General features: G+C 59.4%; 19 protein-coding genes. 14 read left to right on the top strand and 5 right to left on the bottom strand.

The genetic code is table 11. The features are described 5' to 3' along the window. From J9892_RS07220 to luxS, 6 genes are all read left to right on the top strand, one after another. Window positions 1-1,131 carry a PilX N-terminal domain-containing pilus assembly protein gene (locus J9892_RS07220; protein ID WP_113979012.1) on the top strand — a complete coding sequence of 377 codons (1,131 nt, stop codon included), beginning with the start codon at window positions 1-3 and terminating at the stop codon, window positions 1,129-1,131. A gap of 11 nt (window positions 1,132-1,142) precedes the next feature. After that, window positions 1,143-3,242, top strand: a complete 2,100-nt coding sequence (locus J9892_RS07215) for a prepilin-type N-terminal cleavage/methylation domain-containing protein (protein ID WP_109421808.1) — start codon at window positions 1,143-1,145, stop codon at window positions 3,240-3,242. Window positions 3,243-3,328: 86 nt separating this feature from the next. Continuing rightward, on the top strand, window positions 3,329-4,951 hold the full coding sequence (locus J9892_RS07210; protein ID WP_124243877.1) for an NAD+ synthase: 1,623 nt from the start codon (window positions 3,329-3,331) through the stop codon (window positions 4,949-4,951). Between the two features lie 9 nt (window positions 4,952-4,960). Further along, window positions 4,961-5,299 (top strand): nitrogen regulatory protein P-II, encoded by a 339-nt coding sequence (glnB, locus tag J9892_RS07205; protein ID WP_005308848.1) that lies wholly within the window; start codon window positions 4,961-4,963, stop codon window positions 5,297-5,299. 46 nt (window positions 5,300-5,345) lie between these two features. Next, on the top strand, window positions 5,346-5,948 hold the full coding sequence (locus tag J9892_RS07200; RefSeq protein ID WP_043153148.1) for a transglycosylase SLT domain-containing protein: 603 nt from the start codon (window positions 5,346-5,348) through the stop codon (window positions 5,946-5,948). A gap of 18 nt (window positions 5,949-5,966) precedes the next feature. After that, the gene (luxS, locus tag J9892_RS07195; RefSeq protein WP_043153085.1) at window positions 5,967-6,476 is read left to right on the top strand and encodes an S-ribosylhomocysteine lyase; all 510 of its coding nucleotides are present in this window, start codon (window positions 5,967-5,969) and stop codon (window positions 6,474-6,476) included. 61 nt (window positions 6,477-6,537) lie between these two features. Here the strand turns inward: luxS and J9892_RS07190 are convergent, their stop codons facing one another. After that, a complete protein-coding gene (locus J9892_RS07190) occupies window positions 6,538-7,560 on the bottom strand; it encodes a GGDEF domain-containing protein (protein WP_041214487.1) in 1,023 nt (340 codons plus the stop codon). A 133-nt stretch (window positions 7,561-7,693) separates the two neighbouring features. On the opposite strand from J9892_RS07190, the gene rnr reads away from it, so the two are divergent. From rnr to J9892_RS07170, 4 genes are all read left to right on the top strand, one after another. After that, window positions 7,694-10,087 (top strand): ribonuclease R, encoded by a 2,394-nt coding sequence (rnr, locus tag J9892_RS07185; protein WP_210538131.1) that lies wholly within the window; start codon window positions 7,694-7,696, stop codon window positions 10,085-10,087. After that, entirely contained in the window at window positions 10,084-10,833 is a 750-nt protein-coding gene (gene rlmB / locus J9892_RS07180) for a 23S rRNA (guanosine(2251)-2'-O)-methyltransferase RlmB (protein WP_041214488.1), read from the top strand. Before rnr ends, rlmB begins: the two co-directional genes overlap by 4 nt. 7 nt (window positions 10,834-10,840) lie before the next feature. Then, window positions 10,841-11,410, top strand: coding sequence for a Crp/Fnr family transcriptional regulator (locus J9892_RS07175; RefSeq protein WP_210538130.1), 570 nt, complete (start codon window positions 10,841-10,843; stop codon window positions 11,408-11,410). A 151-nt stretch (window positions 11,411-11,561) separates the two neighbouring features. Continuing rightward, a complete protein-coding gene (locus J9892_RS07170; protein ID WP_049636452.1) occupies window positions 11,562-12,017 on the top strand; it encodes a GNAT family N-acetyltransferase in 456 nt (151 codons plus the stop codon). Between the two features lie 186 nt (window positions 12,018-12,203). On the opposite strand, the gene J9892_RS07165 is transcribed toward J9892_RS07170, so the two are convergent. Both J9892_RS07165 and J9892_RS07160 read right to left on the bottom strand, forming a co-directional pair. After that, a complete protein-coding gene (locus J9892_RS07165; protein WP_210538129.1) occupies window positions 12,204-13,052 on the bottom strand; it encodes a hypothetical protein in 849 nt (282 codons plus the stop codon). Window positions 13,053-13,152: 100 nt separating this feature from the next. Next, window positions 13,153-14,376 carry an Nramp family divalent metal transporter gene (locus J9892_RS07160; protein ID WP_210538128.1) on the bottom strand — a complete coding sequence of 408 codons (1,224 nt, stop codon included), beginning with the start codon at window positions 14,374-14,376 and terminating at the stop codon, window positions 13,153-13,155. Window positions 14,377-14,612: 236 nt separating this feature from the next. Here J9892_RS07160 and rpsF point away from each other — a divergent pair, with 236 nt between their 5' ends. From rpsF to J9892_RS07140, 4 genes are all read left to right on the top strand, one after another. Beyond that, window positions 14,613-14,999: a 30S ribosomal protein S6 gene (gene rpsF, locus J9892_RS07155; protein ID WP_005331771.1), complete on the top strand. Its 387-nt coding sequence runs from the start codon at window positions 14,613-14,615 to the stop codon at window positions 14,997-14,999. A 32-nt stretch (window positions 15,000-15,031) separates the two neighbouring features. Beyond that, on the top strand, window positions 15,032-15,262 hold the full coding sequence (gene rpsR, locus J9892_RS07150; protein ID WP_005313392.1) for a 30S ribosomal protein S18: 231 nt from the start codon (window positions 15,032-15,034) through the stop codon (window positions 15,260-15,262). Window positions 15,263-15,314: 52 nt separating this feature from the next. Continuing rightward, window positions 15,315-15,761, top strand: coding sequence for a 50S ribosomal protein L9 (rplI, locus tag J9892_RS07145; RefSeq protein WP_010673120.1), 447 nt, complete (start codon window positions 15,315-15,317; stop codon window positions 15,759-15,761). A 101-nt stretch (window positions 15,762-15,862) separates the two neighbouring features. Beyond that, on the top strand, window positions 15,863-16,606 hold the full coding sequence (locus J9892_RS07140) for a ferredoxin--NADP reductase (protein WP_210538127.1): 744 nt from the start codon (window positions 15,863-15,865) through the stop codon (window positions 16,604-16,606). A gap of 54 nt (window positions 16,607-16,660) precedes the next feature. Here J9892_RS07140 and J9892_RS07135 read toward each other — a convergent pair whose 3' ends face one another. Then, window positions 16,661-17,005 carry a hypothetical protein gene (locus tag J9892_RS07135; protein ID WP_223916276.1) on the bottom strand — a complete coding sequence of 115 codons (345 nt, stop codon included), beginning with the start codon at window positions 17,003-17,005 and terminating at the stop codon, window positions 16,661-16,663. Between the two features lie 25 nt (window positions 17,006-17,030). Continuing rightward, on the bottom strand, window positions 17,031-17,309 hold the full coding sequence (locus J9892_RS07130; protein WP_174722078.1) for a hypothetical protein: 279 nt from the start codon (window positions 17,307-17,309) through the stop codon (window positions 17,031-17,033). Window positions 17,310-17,594 lie beyond the last annotated feature (285 nt).

Below are 17,594 nucleotides of genomic sequence, written 5' to 3'. Positions count from 1 at the left end.
ATGAGAATCCAGTCCGGTTTTACGACTTTCACCGTCACACTGATCCTGTTGTTGATCCTGCTGGCGGTCACTCTGCTGGTGGGCAAGTTGTTGGTGGCGGATCGCCGCATCACATTGAATGAAACCCTCTATCGTCAAGTGATGGCATTGGCAGAGCAGGGGCTCTCCTATGGTTTTGGCCGACTATCTGCTGAAGGGGCGTCTTGCCCCTCTTCTATCCCTGCCTGGTCAGGCAACTCGTTTTCTCCATCAGGTGCAGGTGGGACTTATACCCTGACGGTTGAATGCATAACTCCCTTTTCCGTGGTTGCCGGGAGTACCACGCCCATCGCACCTATCCGGATTCGCTCTGCGGCCAGCCTGAGCAACAGCCAGGCGCAGGCGGCTGTCGAGGCTCGATATGTGCAAAGCAACGTGCTGGCAGGGACACCTGCCGCGCCTCTGACTGTCGCAGGGGGAATGGCGGTCGGGGGTAACTTTACCGTTGTTGCCAATCCCAATGGAGGGGGGCCCGGAGTACCACTTTCCATCTGGACCAATGATTATGTAGATCTGAATACGGGGTCCGGCCAGACCTGCCATCAGGGGGATTACGCTGGTGGTTGCAGTGCCAACATCAGCCAGCCGGGCAATAAACAGTCGGATATCAAGGATAGTGATCCCGATTTTCCAACCGACTTGGTGTGGTATTTGTTCAATGAGAATGACGATGCCGCTGGCTGGGCCAACATAGAGTCAAGAGCCAACCAGATAGTCAATAATTGCAATGGTCTGGGGCCGACGACGACGGGGCTTGTCATTGTCAATGGCGATTGTAATCCCGGTTCCAATATTGGAACTCAATCAGCTCCAGTGGTATTGATCATCAAGGATGGCAGCCTGACCATCAATGGTAACCGTCAATTATATGGGCTGGTATTTGCGTACTCTTCACATCCAGCTACGGTAACCACGGATATCAAGCTCACCGGTGGGGCCATAGTCAATGGTGCCTTGGCAGCCAACTTCAAGCTGGGCAAGGCGAATGGTACCTATGATGCCAAGTATGATGCGGCCGCGCTGAGCAATATCAAGACAGGCGCCGCCTTCCAGACTCTTAAACAGGTGCCTGGCAGCTGGCGCGACTGGTAGAGGACAAGTAAATGAAACGGCAAAAAGGATTTGGCCTGTTTGAGATACTGGTAACCCTGGTTGTGCTGGGGGTGGGGGTGGTCGGGCTGGTGATGCTGTCGAAGTCGACCCTGACGGCCTCCCAGGATGGGCGGCGTTATGAAATTGCCATGCGACTCGCAGAATCCAAGATCGAGGAATTTCGTAACTTCAACAGTCTGGTGACGGCGACGGCCCCGCTCACTGCCTATACGGCCATTGCGAGTGGCAATACGACCAAGAGCCAGTCTGGCGACAGCTACACGTTGGCCTGGACTGTGGTCAACCAATATTGGAACGGAGCCACTTCTGCATGGCAGAACACCGCTCCTGCAGGGTATTTGCTGAACTACCCTGGGCGAAAGCAGATCAATACCACAGTGAGCTGGACCAACAGCGAAGGGGTGACTACCTCGGTCGCGCTTACGGGTTATGTCTCCCCCACTGAATCATTGACCGTGGAACAGTTGAATGGGGGGTTGGATACAGCTCGGACAGGGCCGAAGATCAATTACACCCCGGGGGTTGCGCCGGACGTGATCTCAATCGATCTCGGCAACGGCAGCAGACAGGAAACCAGCAAACCTTCTCCAACAGTGGTGGCCAAAAACAACACTGTCGGCAAGGAGGTGCAGTTTGAAACAGTGACCTACCAGCCTGCAAACCAGGGAAATACCCAGCAAATCCAGCAAGATATCAGCTCGGTAAGTTGCGCCTGCACTTATGGTTCCACTTTGAGTGCCTATCTGCCGGGCCAGCCCTACAGTACTGCCACCAGCCAGCTCTATTGGAAGACAGGGGCACAACAGACCAAGCAGACCGGAACAGTCAGCGGCAATAATCAGCCAGCGCTCTGCACAAGCTGCTGCAAAGATCATTTTGATGGTTCGGGAGGAAGTTTTCTCAGCTACTACGCACCGCTCAATACCAGTAGGCAGCGCTATAACAGCGCCCTGTCCGTAGCGGCCAGCGGCACCTATGTGGATGCTTGCCGGTTTGTGCGACTGGATGGGTACTATCGCTCCCTCCCTGATTGGAACCTGGTCCAGGTTATTGTCACTACCTCGGATTTCTTGGCCAAGGCGGCGAATCAGGTCAGTTACCAGAATTACATCCAGTATGTGGTCAAGGCTTATATCGACTGGCAGAAACAGACCCTGAACTGGACCTCGACCCCGACGGTGAGCGCGCCTGCGATAAGTGATTTTCCCACATGGCTTCAGATTCCTGCCAACGTTGCGCCTGGTGGAGACGCCGTTACGGGGATCACGATCAATACCGGCACGCGCCAGCTGATTGCCCGTGGAATATATGTCGATGTTCTGAATCCTACCTATCTGACCGGGATAGACACCAGTGTCACTGGTTATCTGGCCAAGGTGCCATTTCAGGATATCAACCTGACCATGTTGGCTGAGTGGTCCATGACACCGCTCAGTGGCCAGCTCGGGGGGGCCGTGACCGACTATGCCACCGTCAGCAATGAACCGGTCGATACCATAGTGGATCTCAATAACTATTACTTCGGCAGTTACAGCCGTGGTTATCTGGTTGCCAAGAAATCCACCAAGGACAGTAACCAGGTGCTGCAAAACGTGAAGGTCAGGGCCACCGTTTATCAGGGTAACTCGGGGATTACCGCTACGCTGATTTCACCAAGGGATCAGAGCCTGGCTCTCAGTACAGAGTTGGCCGTCAAGATTGACTCTGGGATTGTCACGCAGCCTCTGCTGACGGTCACAGGCAAGGTACAGTGCCTGGAGAAAACCAAGAACAATGATCCGACCCCTATCGCCTGCAAGAAAAATGTCTTCAATAACCTGTCGATGAATACCTCGACCTCCGGGGCCACTTGCCAGATAGACAAGCCGAGCAGCGACAACCAGACGGCAATCTATACTTGCACGGCTGAGCAGAACAGCACTCTGGTGGTGAACTTCTCCTACTCGGGCAACTCGACCTTCTTGCTTAAGCCGAGTTCTTTGAGTATCCCCATGACTCCGCCAGCCAGCGGTCAGGTCATCAGCGGTCCCTGTACCTTGCTGGTAAACAACGGCGTCACCAATGCCGCAAACCTGACCTGTTCTCCCTAAGGCTTGCTGAGGGAGCCAAGGCGCTGGCACAGCCAGCGCCTTTTCTTTATTATTCCCCATCATTTTCGAATTCAAGATGCATCGCCATGGCAAAAGCCCTCTCTCTGATGCTTGCCCAGTTAAATCTGACGGTAGGCGCCATCGAAGATAACTGTGACAAGGTACTGGCGGCAGCAGCCCTGGCCGATCAGCAAGGGGCCGATCTGCTGGTTTGCTCCGAGCTGGCCCTGACAGGATACCCGCCTGAGGATCTGCTGTTGCGCGCCGACCTGATGATCCGGGTCGAGGCCGCTCTGTCCCGCATCGCGGCATGGCAGGGACAATGTGCCATTCTGGTGGGCCATCCCTGGCGCGAAGAGGGGGCGCTTTACAATACGGCGTCTCTCTACGAGCGCGGTCAACTGCGGGCACGTTATTTCAAACAGGACTTGCCCAACTACGGGGTGTTCGACGAGAAGCGCTACTTCACTGCGGCGGCCGATACCTGTGTGGTGCCGTTCCGTGGCCATCAGCTGGGTTTGCTCATCTGCGAAGATCTCTGGCAGCCGGGTCCGGCGCTGGCCGCCAAGGCGGCGGGGGCCGAGCTGCTGCTCACCATCAATGCCTCTCCTTATGATCAGGAAAAACCCTGGATCCGCCGCGAGCTGATGGCGGAACGCTGCGATCAGACCGGCCTGCCGCTCATCTACCTCAACCAGGTATGCGGCCAGGACGAGCTGATCTTCGACGGCTGCTCCAAGGTGTTCAACAGCCAGGGCGAGCTGACCCACAAGCTTGCTCCATTTGCCGAAGAGCTGGCGCTGGTGCGCTTTGCCGATGGTCAGCCGGTGAAGGAGCGGGAACCCGCCGCACCGCTGGAGCCGTTGGCCGAGACCTATCAGGCCCTGGTGCTGGCGGTGCGCGACTATGTCACCAAGAACGGTTTTCAGGGCGCCGTGCTGGGCCTCTCCGGTGGTATCGACTCGGCGCTGACCCTGGCCATTGCGGCCGACGCCATCGGGGCGGACAAGGTGCAGGCGGTGATGATGCCGTTCCGATACACCGCCCAGATGAGCGTGGAGGATGCCAAGGAGCAGGCCGAGCGGATGGGGGTGGAGTTCAACATCATCTCCATCGAACCCATGTTCGAAGGCTTCATGACGCAGCTGGCACCTCTGTTTGAAGGGACCGCCCGCGACACCACCGAAGAGAACCTGCAGGCCCGCTGCCGCGGTGTACTCTTGATGGCGCTGTCCAACAAGCGCCGCCGTATCGTGCTGACCACTGGCAACAAGAGCGAGATGGCCGTGGGATATGCCACGCTGTATGGCGATATGGCGGGTGGCTTTGATGTGCTCAAGGACGTCCCCAAGACCTTGGTCTTCAAGCTGTGCGAATATCGCAACAGCGTGGAGTACGTGATCCCGCAGCGGGTCATCGATCGTCCCCCGTCGGCCGAACTGGCACCTGATCAGGTGGACCAGGACAGCCTGCCCCCCTATGACATTCTGGATGCCATCCTCAAGCGCTACGTGGAAGAGGATGCGTCTGTCGCCGACATGGTGGCGGAAGGTTTCGAAGAGGCGGTGGTACGCAAGGTGATCCGTCTGGTGGATCTCAACGAATACAAGCGCCGTCAGGCCGCCGTCGGCCCCCGCATCACGGCTCGCAACTTTGGTAAGGACCGCCGCTATCCCATCACGTCCGGGTTCGGCAAACAGAACTGGTAAGGAGTCACCATGAAGAAGATTGAAGCCATCATCAAACCGTTCAAGCTGGACGATGTGCGCGAGGCCCTGGCCGAGATCGGCATCAACGGCATGACAGTGTCCGAGGTCAAGGGGTTCGGCCGCCAGAAGGGCCATACCGAGCTCTATCGCGGTGCCGAGTACATGGTCGACTTCCTGCCCAAGGTCAAGGTGGAGCTGGTGGTGCAGGACGAGGATCTCGATGCCTGCCTGGAAGCCATCCAGAACACAGCGCGTACCGGCAAGATCGGTGATGGCAAGATCTTCGTCTGCGAGGTAGAGCGCGTCATTCGTATTCGTACTGGTGAAGAGAACGAAGACGCGATCTGATGTGGTGGATGTGCCCTGTGATGAACAGCAAGAGTCTGTTGCCCTGATGTCGTTGTACCGTATCGGGGTCGTGGCGGCGTGCTTGATGGCGATCACCGCGTGCAGTACCCGGCCGCCGGCACAGCCGGAAAACCTGTGCCAGATCTTTCGGGAGAAACCCGAGTGGCACGAGGCGGCGCTCAAGATGAACGAGAAGTGGGGGACACCTGTCCAGGTAGTGATGGCCATGATGTACCAGGAGTCCTCCTTCGTGCATGATGCCCAGCCGCCGATGCAGTATTTCCTCTTCATCCCCACCGGGCGGGCCAGTTCAGCCTACGGCTATGCCCAGGTGAAAGACGAAACCTGGGCCGACTATCAGCGGGAAACCGGCAACGGCTGGAGCGATCGCGACGACTTTGCCGACGCCATCGATTTCATGGGCTGGTACACTCACAAGGCACAGCGGCTCAATGGCACGTCCAAGTGGGATGCCTATGGCCAGTATCTGAATTATCACGAAGGCTGGGGGGGCTATCGACGTGGCAGCTACCGCAGCAAGGGATGGCTGATGAAGGTCTCCCGCAAGGTGGAGGCCCGTGCCCAACGCTACGGTGCCCAGTATCGACAATGCAAGGATCAGCTCTCCAGCGGGGGCTGGTTCTGGTAACCAAATCAGGAGTCAGAAATGCCGTTATTGGACAGTTTTACCGTCGACCATACCCGCATGGCCGCCCCGGCAGTGCGGGTGGCGAAGACCATGCAGACCCCGAACAAGGACACCATCACCGTGTTCGACCTGCGTTTCTGCGTGCCGAACGAGGAGATCCTCTCCGAACGCGGCATCCATACTCTGGAGCATCTGTTTGCCGGCTTCATGCGTGACCATCTCAATGGGAATGGGGTGGAGATCATCGACATCTCTCCCATGGGTTGCCGCACCGGCTTCTACATGAGCCTGATCGGTGCGCCGGATGAAGCCCGTGTTGGCGCTGCCTGGCAGGCCGCCATGAGCGACGTGCTGACCGTGCAGGAGCAGAGCAAGATCCCCGAGCTGAACGAATACCAGTGCGGTACTTACAGCATGCACTCGCTGGAAGAGGCCCATGCCATCGCCCGCCATGTGCTGGAGCGCGGTATCGGTGTCAACCACAATGACGAGCTGGCCCTGCCGGAAGAGAAGCTGAAAAGCCTCTGATCCCGATAAGGGAAGCATGAAAAAGGCCGGTCAATGACCGGCCTTTTTGCATCTGGTGGGATCAGGAGGGCAGTGGCATCACCCGATTGCGTCCCAGCTCCTTGGCCTTGTAGAGCAGCTTGTCGGTACGCTCGATCAGGGTGTCTGCCGTCTCCTGGGGGATGTATTCCCCCACACCGAACGAGGCGGTGATGTGATCGATGCGTCGCCCGGATTTGCGATCCAGAATCGACATCCGCTCGATGACGCGACGCAGGCTCTCGGCCATCTGGCGGGTCAGCGCCAGGGCGCGGTTTGGCACCAAGAGGGCAAACTCCTCACCCCCCAGGCGATAGGCGGTGATGCCCTCCTTGCTGGCCTCTCGCAGCCGCTTGCCGACGATGCGCAGCACCTGGTCCCCCAGCAGATGTCCGTATTCGTCGTTGAAGTTCTTGAAGCGATCGATATCGGTCAGGATCAGGGAGAAGGGCTGCTTGCTGCGAATGAGGCTGTCCATCTCGAGATCGAAGGCGCGTCGATTGAGCAGAGACGTGAGCGGGTCCTCGGTGGCCAGCTTTCTCGTCTCGTTCAGGGCCTGTTTCAGCTCCTTTATCTCTTTCTCGGCGCTGCTGAGCTGGTTGCGAAAGTGGAGGGTGGACATGCGTACGTCACGTGACTCGCGCACGAGATCCCGCAGGATCCCCATGGTGTCTTCCAGGCTGAGCCCCTCGTCGTCTATCTTGCTCAGCTTGTCGAAACTCTTGTCGAGCATCTCCTGAAACAGCCCGGTATCGGAGATGGCATCCTGCATCGAGTGACTCAGCTCGCTGGCCATGGCCGCCAGGTTGAGTTTCATCGCCTCCATCTGCTGCTCGTCCTGAGCCGCAAGGTGCTGGTGGTAGAGACGCTCACAGGTGGTCAGGGAGAAGGTCCCCTGTTGTTTTATCGCCTGATCGACGGCATGGTTGAGTTCGGGCATGTCGCCGGAGACATAGCTGTACCAAAGGTGATAGTTGTTCGGCGTGGTGGGAATTTGATACTTGATCATCAGGGGAACCGCCTGTTTCAAATAGGCGGCAGATTGGGCGAACGAGTCCTTGCTCATGAGTTCCGAGTCTCACATACCTGCAAACTGTGTCCAGTATGACAGAGAGAATGGCCAAAAGGCAGTCGATGGATGCCATTAGCTCCCCCCTCCGATATAATGTCTGCGTTATTACCTACCCTAAGGCCTGCTTATGTCTCAAAAAGATCCTTTCCTCCAACGCGAGGCCGAAAAATACGAAAACCCCATCGCCAGTCGCGAGATGCTGCTGGAGCTCATCAAGGGCCATGAGAAACCCATGTCCCGGGAAGAGCTGGCCAAGGTCCTCAAGCTGACCGATGAAGAGCCGTTGGAAGCCTTGCGACGTCGTCTGCGCGCCATGGAGCGCGACGGGCAGCTCGTGTTCACCCGCAACCAATGTTACGCCCTGCCGGATCGCCTGAATCTGGTCAAAGGCTATGTGCTTGGCCACAAAGATGGATTCGGTTTTCTGCGCCCCGAGGGTGGTGGAGCGGATCTCTTCCTGAACAACCGCGAGATGCAGCGCCTGATGCATGGCGACTATGCCCTGGTGCAGCCGACCGAGATCGATCGCAAGGGGCGTCAGGAAGCGCGTCTGGTGCGCCTGCTCAAATCCCGCGAGGCGGACATCGTCGGTCGTTACTTCGTCGAGAACGGCGTCGGTTTTGTGGTACCCGATGACAGCCGCATCGGCCAGGACATCATCATCCCGGAAGGGGAGAACAAGGGGGCTCGCCAGAGCCAGGTCGTGGTCGTGCGCATCAACCAGCGCGCCACTGCCCGCTTCAATGCGGTCGGTACCGTCTTGGAAGTCCTGGGTGAGAACATGGCGCCCGGTATGGAGATCGAGATCGCCCTGCGTACCCACGGCATTCCGCACACCTGGCCGGAAGAGGTGACCAAGGAGGTCGCCGGTCTCGGCGAGCAGGTGCCGGAGAAGGCCAAAGAGGGCCGTATCGACCTGCGTGCCCTGCCGCTGGTCACCATCGACGGGGAAGACGCCCGTGACTTCGATGACGCTGTCTTCTGTGAAGCCAAGCGCGGAGGCGGCTGGCGCCTGTGGGTCGCTATTGCCGACGTTTCTGCCTATGTGAAACCGGGCACGGCCCTCGACACCGAAGCCTATCAGCGCGGCAACTCGGTCTATTTCCCCGAGTTCGTGGTGCCCATGCTGCCGGAGGTGCTCTCCAATGGCCTGTGTTCCCTGAACCCGCAGGTTGACCGCCTCTGCATGGTGTGCGAGATGACCATCTCCGCCGCTGGCCGCATGTCCGGCTACAAGTTCTACGAAGCGGTGATGAACTCCCATGCCCGCATGACCTACACCAAGGTGGCGGCGATCCTGGATGGCGATCCCAAGCTGCGTCAGCAGTATGATCCGCTGGTGGGCCACATCGAGGAGCTGAGCAACCTCTACAAGGCGCTCAAGCATGCTCGCCATCAACGCGGTGCGGTGGAGTTCGAAAGCGAGGAGACCCGCTTTATCTTCAACGCCCAGCGCAAGATCGACCGTATCGTACCGCTGGTGCGCAATGACGCCCACAAGATCATAGAAGAGTGCATGATCCAGGCGAACGTGGCAGCCGCCCGCTACATCGAGAAGAACGAGGCCGCCGCCCTGTTCCGGGTGCACGACCGCCCGGGCGAGGAGCGTCTGACCGGCTTCCGTGACTTCCTGGCCGAACTGGGTCTGGAGCTCAAGGGAGGCCTGGAGCCCGAGCCGAAGGACTTTGCCGACCTGGCCGCCAAATTCGAAGGGCGCCCGGATGCGGAATTGCTCTCCACCATGCTGCTGCGCTCCATGCGTCAGGCCATCTATCAGGCCGACAACATCGGTCACTTCGGCTTGGCCCTGAAGTCCTACGCTCACTTCACCTCGCCAATCCGTCGCTACCCGGATCTCATCCTGCACCGGGCGATCAAGTATCAGACCGCCAAGGAGCAGCAGGGCAACCTGCGCCACAAGTGGACCCCGAGCGGTGGCTACCACTACCAGCTGGAAGAAGTGGACCCCATGGGCGAGCACTGCTCCATGACGGAGCGCCGTGCCGATGATGCCACCCGCGACGTGGCAGACTGGCTCAAGTGCGAGTACATGCTGGATCACGTGGGTGACGAGTTTGACGGCGTCATCGCCAGCGTCACCGGTTTTGGCTTCTTCGTGCGTCTGGCGGAGATCCACATCGACGGTCTGGTGCACGTCAGCACCCTCACCAACGACTACTACCAGTTCGACCCGCTGCACCAGCAGCTGATCGGCGAGAACTTCCGCCGTCGCTATCGTCTGGGTGACAAGGTGCGGGTCAAGGTGATGGGCGTGAACCTGGACGATCGCAAGATCGACTTCGTGATGGTGGAAGAGCCCCTCAAGGCCACCGGCAAGAACGCCAAGGAGATGGCGCGCAAGCAGGCCGAGATCAAGAAAGAGAAGGCCAAGAGCGCCCAGCGCCACGAGAAACGCAAAGAGGGCAAGGAGAGCGGTAAATCCGACAAGGGTGGCCGTGCCAAGCCCAGCAACAGACGACCGAGCAAAAAGGCTCGCGACAAGGCCAAGAGCACTAAATGAGTACTGAACTGATCTACGGCATTCACGCCGTCTCCGCGCTGCTGGAGCGCACCCCCGAGCGCTTCATCGAGGTGTGGGCTCTCAAGGGCCGCGATGACGAGCGGCTGCATCCCCTGCTGGCCGAGCTGGAGTCACTCGGCATCAGGGTGCAGAGCGTGAACCGCAAGACGCTGGATGACAAGGCGGAAGGCAACAATCACCAGGGCATCATGGCCAAGGTGATTGAAGCGCCCAAGCTGGCCGAGCACGACCTGGCCAGCCTGCTGGACGGTCTGGCGGCGCAAGAGACAGCGCCCTTCCTGCTGGTACTGGACGGGGTGACAGATCCGCACAATCTCGGCGCCTGTCTGCGCAGTGCCGATGCGGCCGGGGTGCATGCGGTGATCGTGCCGCGGGACAAGGCCACAGGCCTCACGTCCGTGGTGCGCAAGGTCGCCTGTGGCGCTGCCGAAGTGGTGCCGCTCATCCAGGTCACCAACCTGGCCCGCAGCCTGCGCGAGCTGCAGGAGCGCGGCGTCTGGATCGTGGGTACCGCCGGCGAGGCGGATCACGATCTTTATCAGGCCAAACTCACCGGTCCCATGGCGCTGGTGATGGGGGCCGAAGGCAAGGGGATGCGCCGCCTGACCCGCGAACATTGCGACGAGCTGGTGAGCATCCCCATGGCGGGGGCAGTATCCAGCCTCAACGTCTCGGTGGCGAGCGGTGTCTGCCTGTTCGAAGCCGTGCGCCAGCGCCGCGTCTGACAAGACGATGACCGACAGACCCCCCTTTGTCTGGGAACGGGTTGCAGATGAGCAGGAGGCCGAGCGCCTCCTCTCTTTTGTCCGCTCCCTGACCTTGCCCCCTCGCTCCTGCCTCTGGCATGCCGGTGACAGTCCGGCGCTGCTGGTCAGAGTGGAGGAGGGGTTGCTGCGGGCCAAGGTGGTGCTGGCGGATGGCCGCGAGTACATCAAGGAGTTCTATTGGGAGGGGGACGAGTTTATCGACTTCCACCACCTGCTCAGTGGTGAGCCCGCCCGCTACAGCGTGGAGGCGCTGGAGCCTTGCCGGCTGCAGCTTCTTCCGCTGGCGGATCTGCGCCGACTCCCTTGCTGGCCCGCCTGGTATCACCATCTCCTTGAAGTGCAACTGCGCATCAAGGAGGAGAAAGAGCTGTTGCTGCTGACCGGGGGCCCAGAGGCGCGCTATCAGCATTTTCTGCGAAGCTTCCCCGCGCTGGATGCCAGGGTTCCGGATCACCAGATTGCCGCCTATCTGGGGATCACCCCCATCAGCCTGAGCCGCATCCGCAGGCGGCTGAAAACGCGCGTTCAGGGTTGAGCCAGAAGGGATTGCCGATGAACCTGGGCAGAGATCGGCTCTTTGTCGACCATGTCCGCATTGGATGAGAAGGGGGCCAACTTAACCAAGGTTAATGCCCCTCGTCGGGAGCAAGATTATGCTGTCAGACCCCATTAAACAGGAGTCATTCATGAACTGGAGTATGAAATCCTGGTCCGAGCTGACCACGGATGAATTGTATGAGCTGCTTGCCCTGCGCGCCGAGGTGTTCGTGGTGGAGCAGACCTGTCCCTTCCAGGATCTGGACGGGCTGGATCGCCGTGACGGCGTGTTGCATCTGCTCGGTCGTGAGGGGGATCACCTGGCGGCCTATGCCCGCATCATGGCACCCGGCATTGGTGATGACAGCGGCGCCGCCATCGGCCGCGTGGTCACCTCTCCCACGTCGCGGGGGGGCGGACTGGGTCACCGCCTGCTGGCGCAAGCGGTCAGAGAGTGCGAGGCTCGCTGGCCTGCACACAGCATCTGGCTCGGTGCACAGGCCCACCTGCAAGGTTTTTACGGCCAGCATGGTTTCGTGGCCGAAGGGGAAGGATATCTGGAAGATGACATCCCTCACATGGGGATGCGAAGGGAGCCTGCCTGACGCCGTCAGGCGCCAGGAAAGGGGCAAGTGGCCCCTCACCCGTGGTGCATCGCATGGTTTTTTGCTACCCCGTGGCCATGGGGTAGCAGCCCGGGGTGAGATACCGCCGCGCTGATCTGCCTGCGGTCTCTCTGTCGGGACACCGCCCCGGTCAGGGCGGTGCGGCATCAGGAGGGCTGGGGTGGTTCAGGGGGTGACCCGGGTGGTGAGGGTAAATCCCTCTTCACTGGAGGCCAGCGTCACCTGAACCTGGCCCAACTCGGTCAGAGTGCCCACATGGGTGCCGCCACAGGGAATGGTGATCTCCCGACCGTCCACCATGCCATGCCAGTAGCGGGAATCGATGATGGCATCACCGGCCCGGCTGCGGCGGATCTCGCCTCCTTCTTTGAGCCAGCGCATCAGCTGCTCGTTGACCTGGATCGCTATCCTGTCGAGGTCGGCCAGCAGTGCCTCGCTGTTAATTCCCTTTTTTCGAAGGCTCTTGCCGATCCGGTACTGCTCCTTTGATCCTCTGGGCTCGACCCGGGAGTGCTGGGTGGCGAGGCGGTCGAAATCCGGCTGCCCGAGAGCGTCCAGCTCGCTTGTCTCCTTTCGCCAATAGGGCGTGAGCGCCCGATTGAGGGCCAGTGCCACCAGGTGGCAGGCGCTGTGGCCCAGGCTCAGGGCATGGCGTGCCTCGGCATCCACTGTCAGTTCCACAGGCGAGCCAATGGCAAGGTGATGGGAACCGGCGAGGGGATGCACCACCACGAAAGCCCACCCATCCGCCCCCCGCTTGACCGGAATCTCCGTATCCACGAACAGCTCGCCCTCGGGACTGATGGCGCCCATGCGGCAGGGGCCCACGGCCGCTTCCCCCCCTTCCCAGCGCACTGTGCCCACGTCACCGGGTTGATCGGGCCAGAGGTGGCTCTGGGGATGAAAGGGGGTGAGGTCGGTGACCAGCAGAGTCGGATCCCCCTGTTTGCAACAGACAACGCTGGCCTGTTCCTGATGGTGGCCCAGTACGAAGCTGGCTCGGGTATGTTCCATGGCAGGGCTCCCGCAACGAGATGATGAGAAGGGAAAGGGGCAGCATACGCGAAAGTGCGAAGAGGCTCATCAACCCGGGTCAATGAGCCTCAAGATGGCGTTAGAGGGTGGTGACCAGCAGATAGGCATTGAGGCCGATCACCAGGGCGACGATGAGGCGCCCCACGGCCTGGGTGACGGGGTGATTGCGATGTGCCCCCATCAGGGCGCGATCACCGGTCAGGATCAGCAGCGGAATGAGAGCGAGGGCGATGCCGAAGCTCAGCACTACCTGGCTCAACACCAGGATTTCAGTGGTGTTGAGGCCCATGGCGATCACCACGAAGGCGGGAGCCATGGTGATGGCTCGGCGCAGCCAGAGCGGGATGGTGAAGCGCACGAAGCCCTGCATCACCACTTGGCCGGCCAGCGTGCCCACCACGGTAGAGCTGATGCCGGAGGCGACCAGGGAGAGGCCGAACAGAGTCGCGGCCGCCTGGCCCAGCAGCGGGGTGAGGGTCTGGTAGGCCGACTCCAGCTCGGCTACTTGCTGGTTGCCGGAGCTGTGGAAGGCGGCTGCCGCCATGGCCATCATGGCCAGGTTGACGAAGCCGGCGATGGTCATGGCGATGGCCACGTCGATCCGGGTGCTGTGCAGTCGCTGGGTCACCGTGCCTTGCTCCTGGGTGTGCTGGGTCAGGGCCGAGTGGAGGTAGATGACATGGGGCATCACGGTGGCACCTAGCACACCGGCGGCAAGATAGACAGCATCACCATTGGGGAGGCCGGGGAAGAGTGCCCCTTCCAGCAGACTCGGCAGATAGGGGCGCGAGAAGATCAGCTCGACGATGTAGGCGGCGGCCACGAACAGCAGCAGGCCTCCCACCACGAACTCCAACGGCTTCTGGCCGCGGGATTGCAACATCAGGATCCCCCAGGTGACCACGGCGGTGATGCAGGCTCCTTCCAGCAGGGTGATGCCGAGCAGCAGTTTTAAGCCGACTGCAGCGCCGATGAACTCGGCGAGATCGGTGGCCATGGCGATGATCTCGGCCTGCACCCAATAGGCCCAGACTGCGGGCCTGGGCAGACGATCACGAATGTGTTCCGCCAGGTTCTTGCCAGTGACGATACCGAGCTTGGCCGAGAGGGTCTGCACCAGCATGGCCATCAGGTTGGCCCACACCACTACCCACAGCAGTTGATAGCCGAAGGTGGAGCCGGCCTGGATATTGGTCGCAAAATTGCCCGGGTCGATATAACCGATGGCGGCGATGAAGGCGGGGCCGAGCAGGGTCAGCTTGAATTTGCGGGCCGGGATGGCCGTGGTGAGCGCAGGTTGCATACTGTCATCCTCCGTGGGGATATGAGGAGAGTATGGATCTAAATGATAATTGTTATCAATTAAAGTTTTGTATCGGGCTCATCGAGAAAAACATCTTGCTTCGCCAGTTGCAGTGGGAGAGGTGATTTCGTACAATACGCCGCCCTAGAAAGCAGCGTCTAAACATCACTATGTTCCTTGCCTCCGAGGTCTGGCTGCACCTGGGCGGAGGCTGAATTAATCCGTAAGGAGCTAAAATGCGTCATTACGAAATCGTCTTCATGGTTCATCCGGACCAGAGCGAGCAAGTACCTGGCATGATCGAGCGTTACACCGGCGCTATCACCACCGCTGGTGGTACCATTCATCGCCTGGAAGATTGGGGCCGTCGTCAACTGGCTTACCCGATCGACAAGCTGCACAAGGCTCACTACGTTCTGATGAACGTAGAAGCTGAACAGGCCGTTATCGATGAGCTGGAAACCAACTTCCGCTTCAACGATGCCGTTATCCGCAACATGATCATGCGCACCAAGCACGCCGTGACTGAAGTTTCTCCGATGGCCAAGGCCAAGGAAGAGCGCTTCACCCGTCGTGACGACGAGCGTCGCGAAGATGCTGTTGAAGCGTCTTCCGAAGAGTAATTCTTAGATCACCGCATTAGAGGATAAAGGCCATGGCACGTTATTTCCGTCGTCGTAAGTTCTGCCGCTTCACCGCCGAGAACGTTACCGAGATCGACTACAAAGATATCGTTACTCTGAAAAACTACGTCACTGAATCTGGCAAGATCGTACCGAGCCGTATCACCGGTACCCGCGCCAAGTATCAGCGTCAGCTGGCACGCGCCATCAAGCGTGCTCGTTACCTGGCTCTGCTGCCGTACACCGATCTGCACAACAAGTAAGAATCGGCCCGGCGCTTACGCCTAACTCAACGAAATTTATAGAGGAAAGGTAATGCAAGTTATCCTGCTCGATAAGATCGCCAAACTGGGCGGTCTGGGTGACCAAGTTTCCGTAAAAGCTGGTTATGCCCGTAACTACCTGATCCCGCAAGGCAAAGCTGTTATGGCCACCAAGGCCAACATCGAAGCCTTCGGTGCTCGTCGCGCTGAGCTGGAAGCCAAACTGGCTGCCAACAAGGCTGCTGCCGAAGAGCGCGCTGCCAAGCTGGGTGAGCTGGCTGCCGTTGTCATCGCCTCCAAGTCTGGCGACGAAGGCAAGCTGTTCGGTTCCATCGGTACCCGTGACGTGGCTGAAGCCATCACTGCTGCCGGCGTAGCCGTTGCCAAGAGCGAAGTCCGCATGGGCAACGTTCTGCGTAACACCGGTGAGTACGAAGTTGTTGTTCAGCTGCACGCTGACGTCAAAGCAACCGTACAAATCCAGGTTGTTGCTCTGTAATAGCGTTCCGCTCTTGCAGAAAAACCCGCGCACATGCGCGGGTTTTTTATTTTCAGATCAAGGGGTAAAGTGAAGGTCTGTTCCTCTGGAGGAGAACCTTTATGGCTGCCTGGGTCGAAGGTCGGGTCATCGAGCGCATCGAGTGGACACCCACCCTGCTCTCCCTGCGTGTGGAGGCGGAACTTGCCCCCTACAAGGCGGGTCAATTCACCAAGCTGGCCCTGGAGCAGGGCGAGCGTCGAGTCCAGCGTGCCTATTCCTTCGTCAATCCTCCCGGCACGCCCTATCACGAATTCTATCTGGTGGAGATCCCCAGCGGTGAGCTGAGTCCCTCTCTCGGTTCCCTGCAGGTGGGCGACAGCCTGCTGGTGCAGTCCCAGGCCACCGGTTTTCTGACCCTGGATGAGATTCCCCCGGGACGGGACCTCTGGCTGCTCTCAACCGGCACCGCCATCGGCCCCTTCCTCGCCATGCTGGCCGAGGGACTGGTCTTCGACCGCTTCGAGCATCTGGTGCTGGTACACGGGGTGAGAAAAGGGGAAGAGCTCAGCTATCAGCCGCTTATCGCCCGTTTTGCCGAGCAGCATGGCGAGCGTTTTCGCTATGTTCCCTTCGTCAGTCGTGAGACCTGGCCGGAGGCGATGGCAGGGCACATCCCGGCAGCCATCGTCGATGGCAGCTTGCAGGCGAGGGTGGGGCTGAACTTCTCCCCCGAGTTGAGCCAGGTGATGATCTGCGGCAACCCCGCCATGGTGAAAGAGACTCAGCAGACCCTGCTCGGGCTGGGGCTTGCCAAGAACCTGCGTCGCGCCCCCGGCAATATCAGCATGGAAAACTACTGGTAGGGGACATGACTCCAGGGGCCACAGGCCCCTCAACCATGTCCATGGGCATGCTGGTCAGTGTTTTTGGTGGCCGTTGCCGCCGTGCTTGTTCTTGGGCTTGTCATGGCCCTGACCCGGGTTGTTGCCACTGTGAATGCTGCGGTTGTAATGGTCGCGGTATTTTCCATCCATGTTGTCGCAGTTGAGCTGGATGCGGCTGGTCCGGGTGCTGACATCCAGGCAGTTGTGCTGCCACCACTCGTACTCCTTGTCGTCCCAATCCAGGCTTACCCGACCCTGGTCGGTGGAGATCCGGATGTCGTCATCGTGTTTGGAAGGGGGGGCAGCAAAGGCCATTCCCTGAACCAGAAGCAGGGAGAGCAGCAGTGCGCCGCGGGAAGTCATGGTCATGTGGGTCATCGCATCAAGGCTCCTGTCAGGGGGATCATTGATCCGGTTGCGTGCTGATCTGGTTGGTGCTGGGGGGCTGGTTGCGCTGCGTCTCGTCCTCCAGACTGAGGTTGATCCTCTTGCAGTCGGCGGCGGCCGTGTCACCGCTCCCGAGATCGAAGCAGTTGCTCTGGGACCAGTCAAACTGCGTGTCATTCCAGTCCAGATTGAAGGTCAGCGCATCCACGGAGAAGGTCTGGCTCCCTTCGTCCTGTGCCAGGGCGCTACCTGTGATCAGAAAAAGAGAGAGCAACAAAGCCGTCGTTCTGTTCATGATGTCCTCGAGTCGTGTTCGGTGGAAATGAGTGTAATGCGGCGGGCTTAACCCGAGCATAACCGCAGATGTCCTTCAGGTGCGGGGTCGATTGTAGTGTTTTTCTGCTGCCGATTTGCACGTTTTGGTCGCACTCTGGGCCAGGGCGAGATCGTGAACATTTTGTTAAAAATTAAAAATAGTTTTTTGCCTACAAAACAAATACTTATAGGCCTGTGATATGCAGTTAACTTTATAGTCAGGATCGCCTTCACACTTTTTAATCGTCACTGCACGTCATTTCAG

Source organism: Aeromonas sp. Prich7-2, from assembly GCF_017939255.1.
Lineage (GTDB): Bacteria > Pseudomonadota > Gammaproteobacteria > Enterobacterales > Aeromonadaceae > Aeromonas > Aeromonas caviae.
The sequence above is the reverse complement of the archived record's forward strand: the minus strand, read 5'-3'. Positions and strand labels throughout refer to the sequence as shown.

Excerpts from the sequence above, each read along its gene's own strand:
- luxS (WP_043153085.1), top strand. The coding sequence starts at position 5,967 with ATGCCGTTATTGGACAGTTTTACCGTCGACCATACCCGCATGGCCGCC.
- rplI (WP_010673120.1), top strand. The coding sequence starts at position 15,315 with ATGCAAGTTATCCTGCTCGATAAGATCGCCAAACTGGGCGGTCTGGGT.
- J9892_RS07170 (WP_049636452.1), top strand. The coding sequence starts at position 11,562 with ATGAACTGGAGTATGAAATCCTGGTCCGAGCTGACCACGGATGAATTG.
- rpsR (WP_005313392.1), top strand. The coding sequence starts at position 15,032 with ATGGCACGTTATTTCCGTCGTCGTAAGTTCTGCCGCTTCACCGCCGAG.
- J9892_RS07160 (WP_210538128.1), bottom strand. The coding sequence starts at position 14,376 with ATGCAACCTGCGCTCACCACGGCCATCCCGGCCCGCAAATTCAAGCTG.
- J9892_RS07210 (WP_124243877.1), top strand. The coding sequence starts at position 3,329 with ATGGCAAAAGCCCTCTCTCTGATGCTTGCCCAGTTAAATCTGACGGTA.
- J9892_RS07130 (WP_174722078.1), bottom strand. The coding sequence starts at position 17,309 with ATGAACAGAACGACGGCTTTGTTGCTCTCTCTTTTTCTGATCACAGGT.
- J9892_RS07200 (WP_043153148.1), top strand. The coding sequence starts at position 5,346 with ATGTCGTTGTACCGTATCGGGGTCGTGGCGGCGTGCTTGATGGCGATC.
- rpsF (WP_005331771.1), top strand. The coding sequence starts at position 14,613 with ATGCGTCATTACGAAATCGTCTTCATGGTTCATCCGGACCAGAGCGAG.
- J9892_RS07140 (WP_210538127.1), top strand. The coding sequence starts at position 15,863 with ATGGCTGCCTGGGTCGAAGGTCGGGTCATCGAGCGCATCGAGTGGACA.
- rnr (WP_210538131.1), top strand. The coding sequence starts at position 7,694 with ATGTCTCAAAAAGATCCTTTCCTCCAACGCGAGGCCGAAAAATACGAA.
- J9892_RS07190 (WP_041214487.1), bottom strand. The coding sequence starts at position 7,560 with ATGAGCAAGGACTCGTTCGCCCAATCTGCCGCCTATTTGAAACAGGCG.
- J9892_RS07215 (WP_109421808.1), top strand. The coding sequence starts at position 1,143 with ATGAAACGGCAAAAAGGATTTGGCCTGTTTGAGATACTGGTAACCCTG.
- J9892_RS07165 (WP_210538129.1), bottom strand. The coding sequence starts at position 13,052 with ATGGAACATACCCGAGCCAGCTTCGTACTGGGCCACCATCAGGAACAG.
- glnB (WP_005308848.1), top strand. The coding sequence starts at position 4,961 with ATGAAGAAGATTGAAGCCATCATCAAACCGTTCAAGCTGGACGATGTG.
- J9892_RS07135 (WP_223916276.1), bottom strand. The coding sequence starts at position 17,005 with ATGACCCACATGACCATGACTTCCCGCGGCGCACTGCTGCTCTCCCTG.
- J9892_RS07220 (WP_113979012.1), top strand. The coding sequence starts at position 1 with ATGAGAATCCAGTCCGGTTTTACGACTTTCACCGTCACACTGATCCTG.
- rlmB (WP_041214488.1), top strand. The coding sequence starts at position 10,084 with ATGAGTACTGAACTGATCTACGGCATTCACGCCGTCTCCGCGCTGCTG.
- J9892_RS07175 (WP_210538130.1), top strand. The coding sequence starts at position 10,841 with ATGACCGACAGACCCCCCTTTGTCTGGGAACGGGTTGCAGATGAGCAG.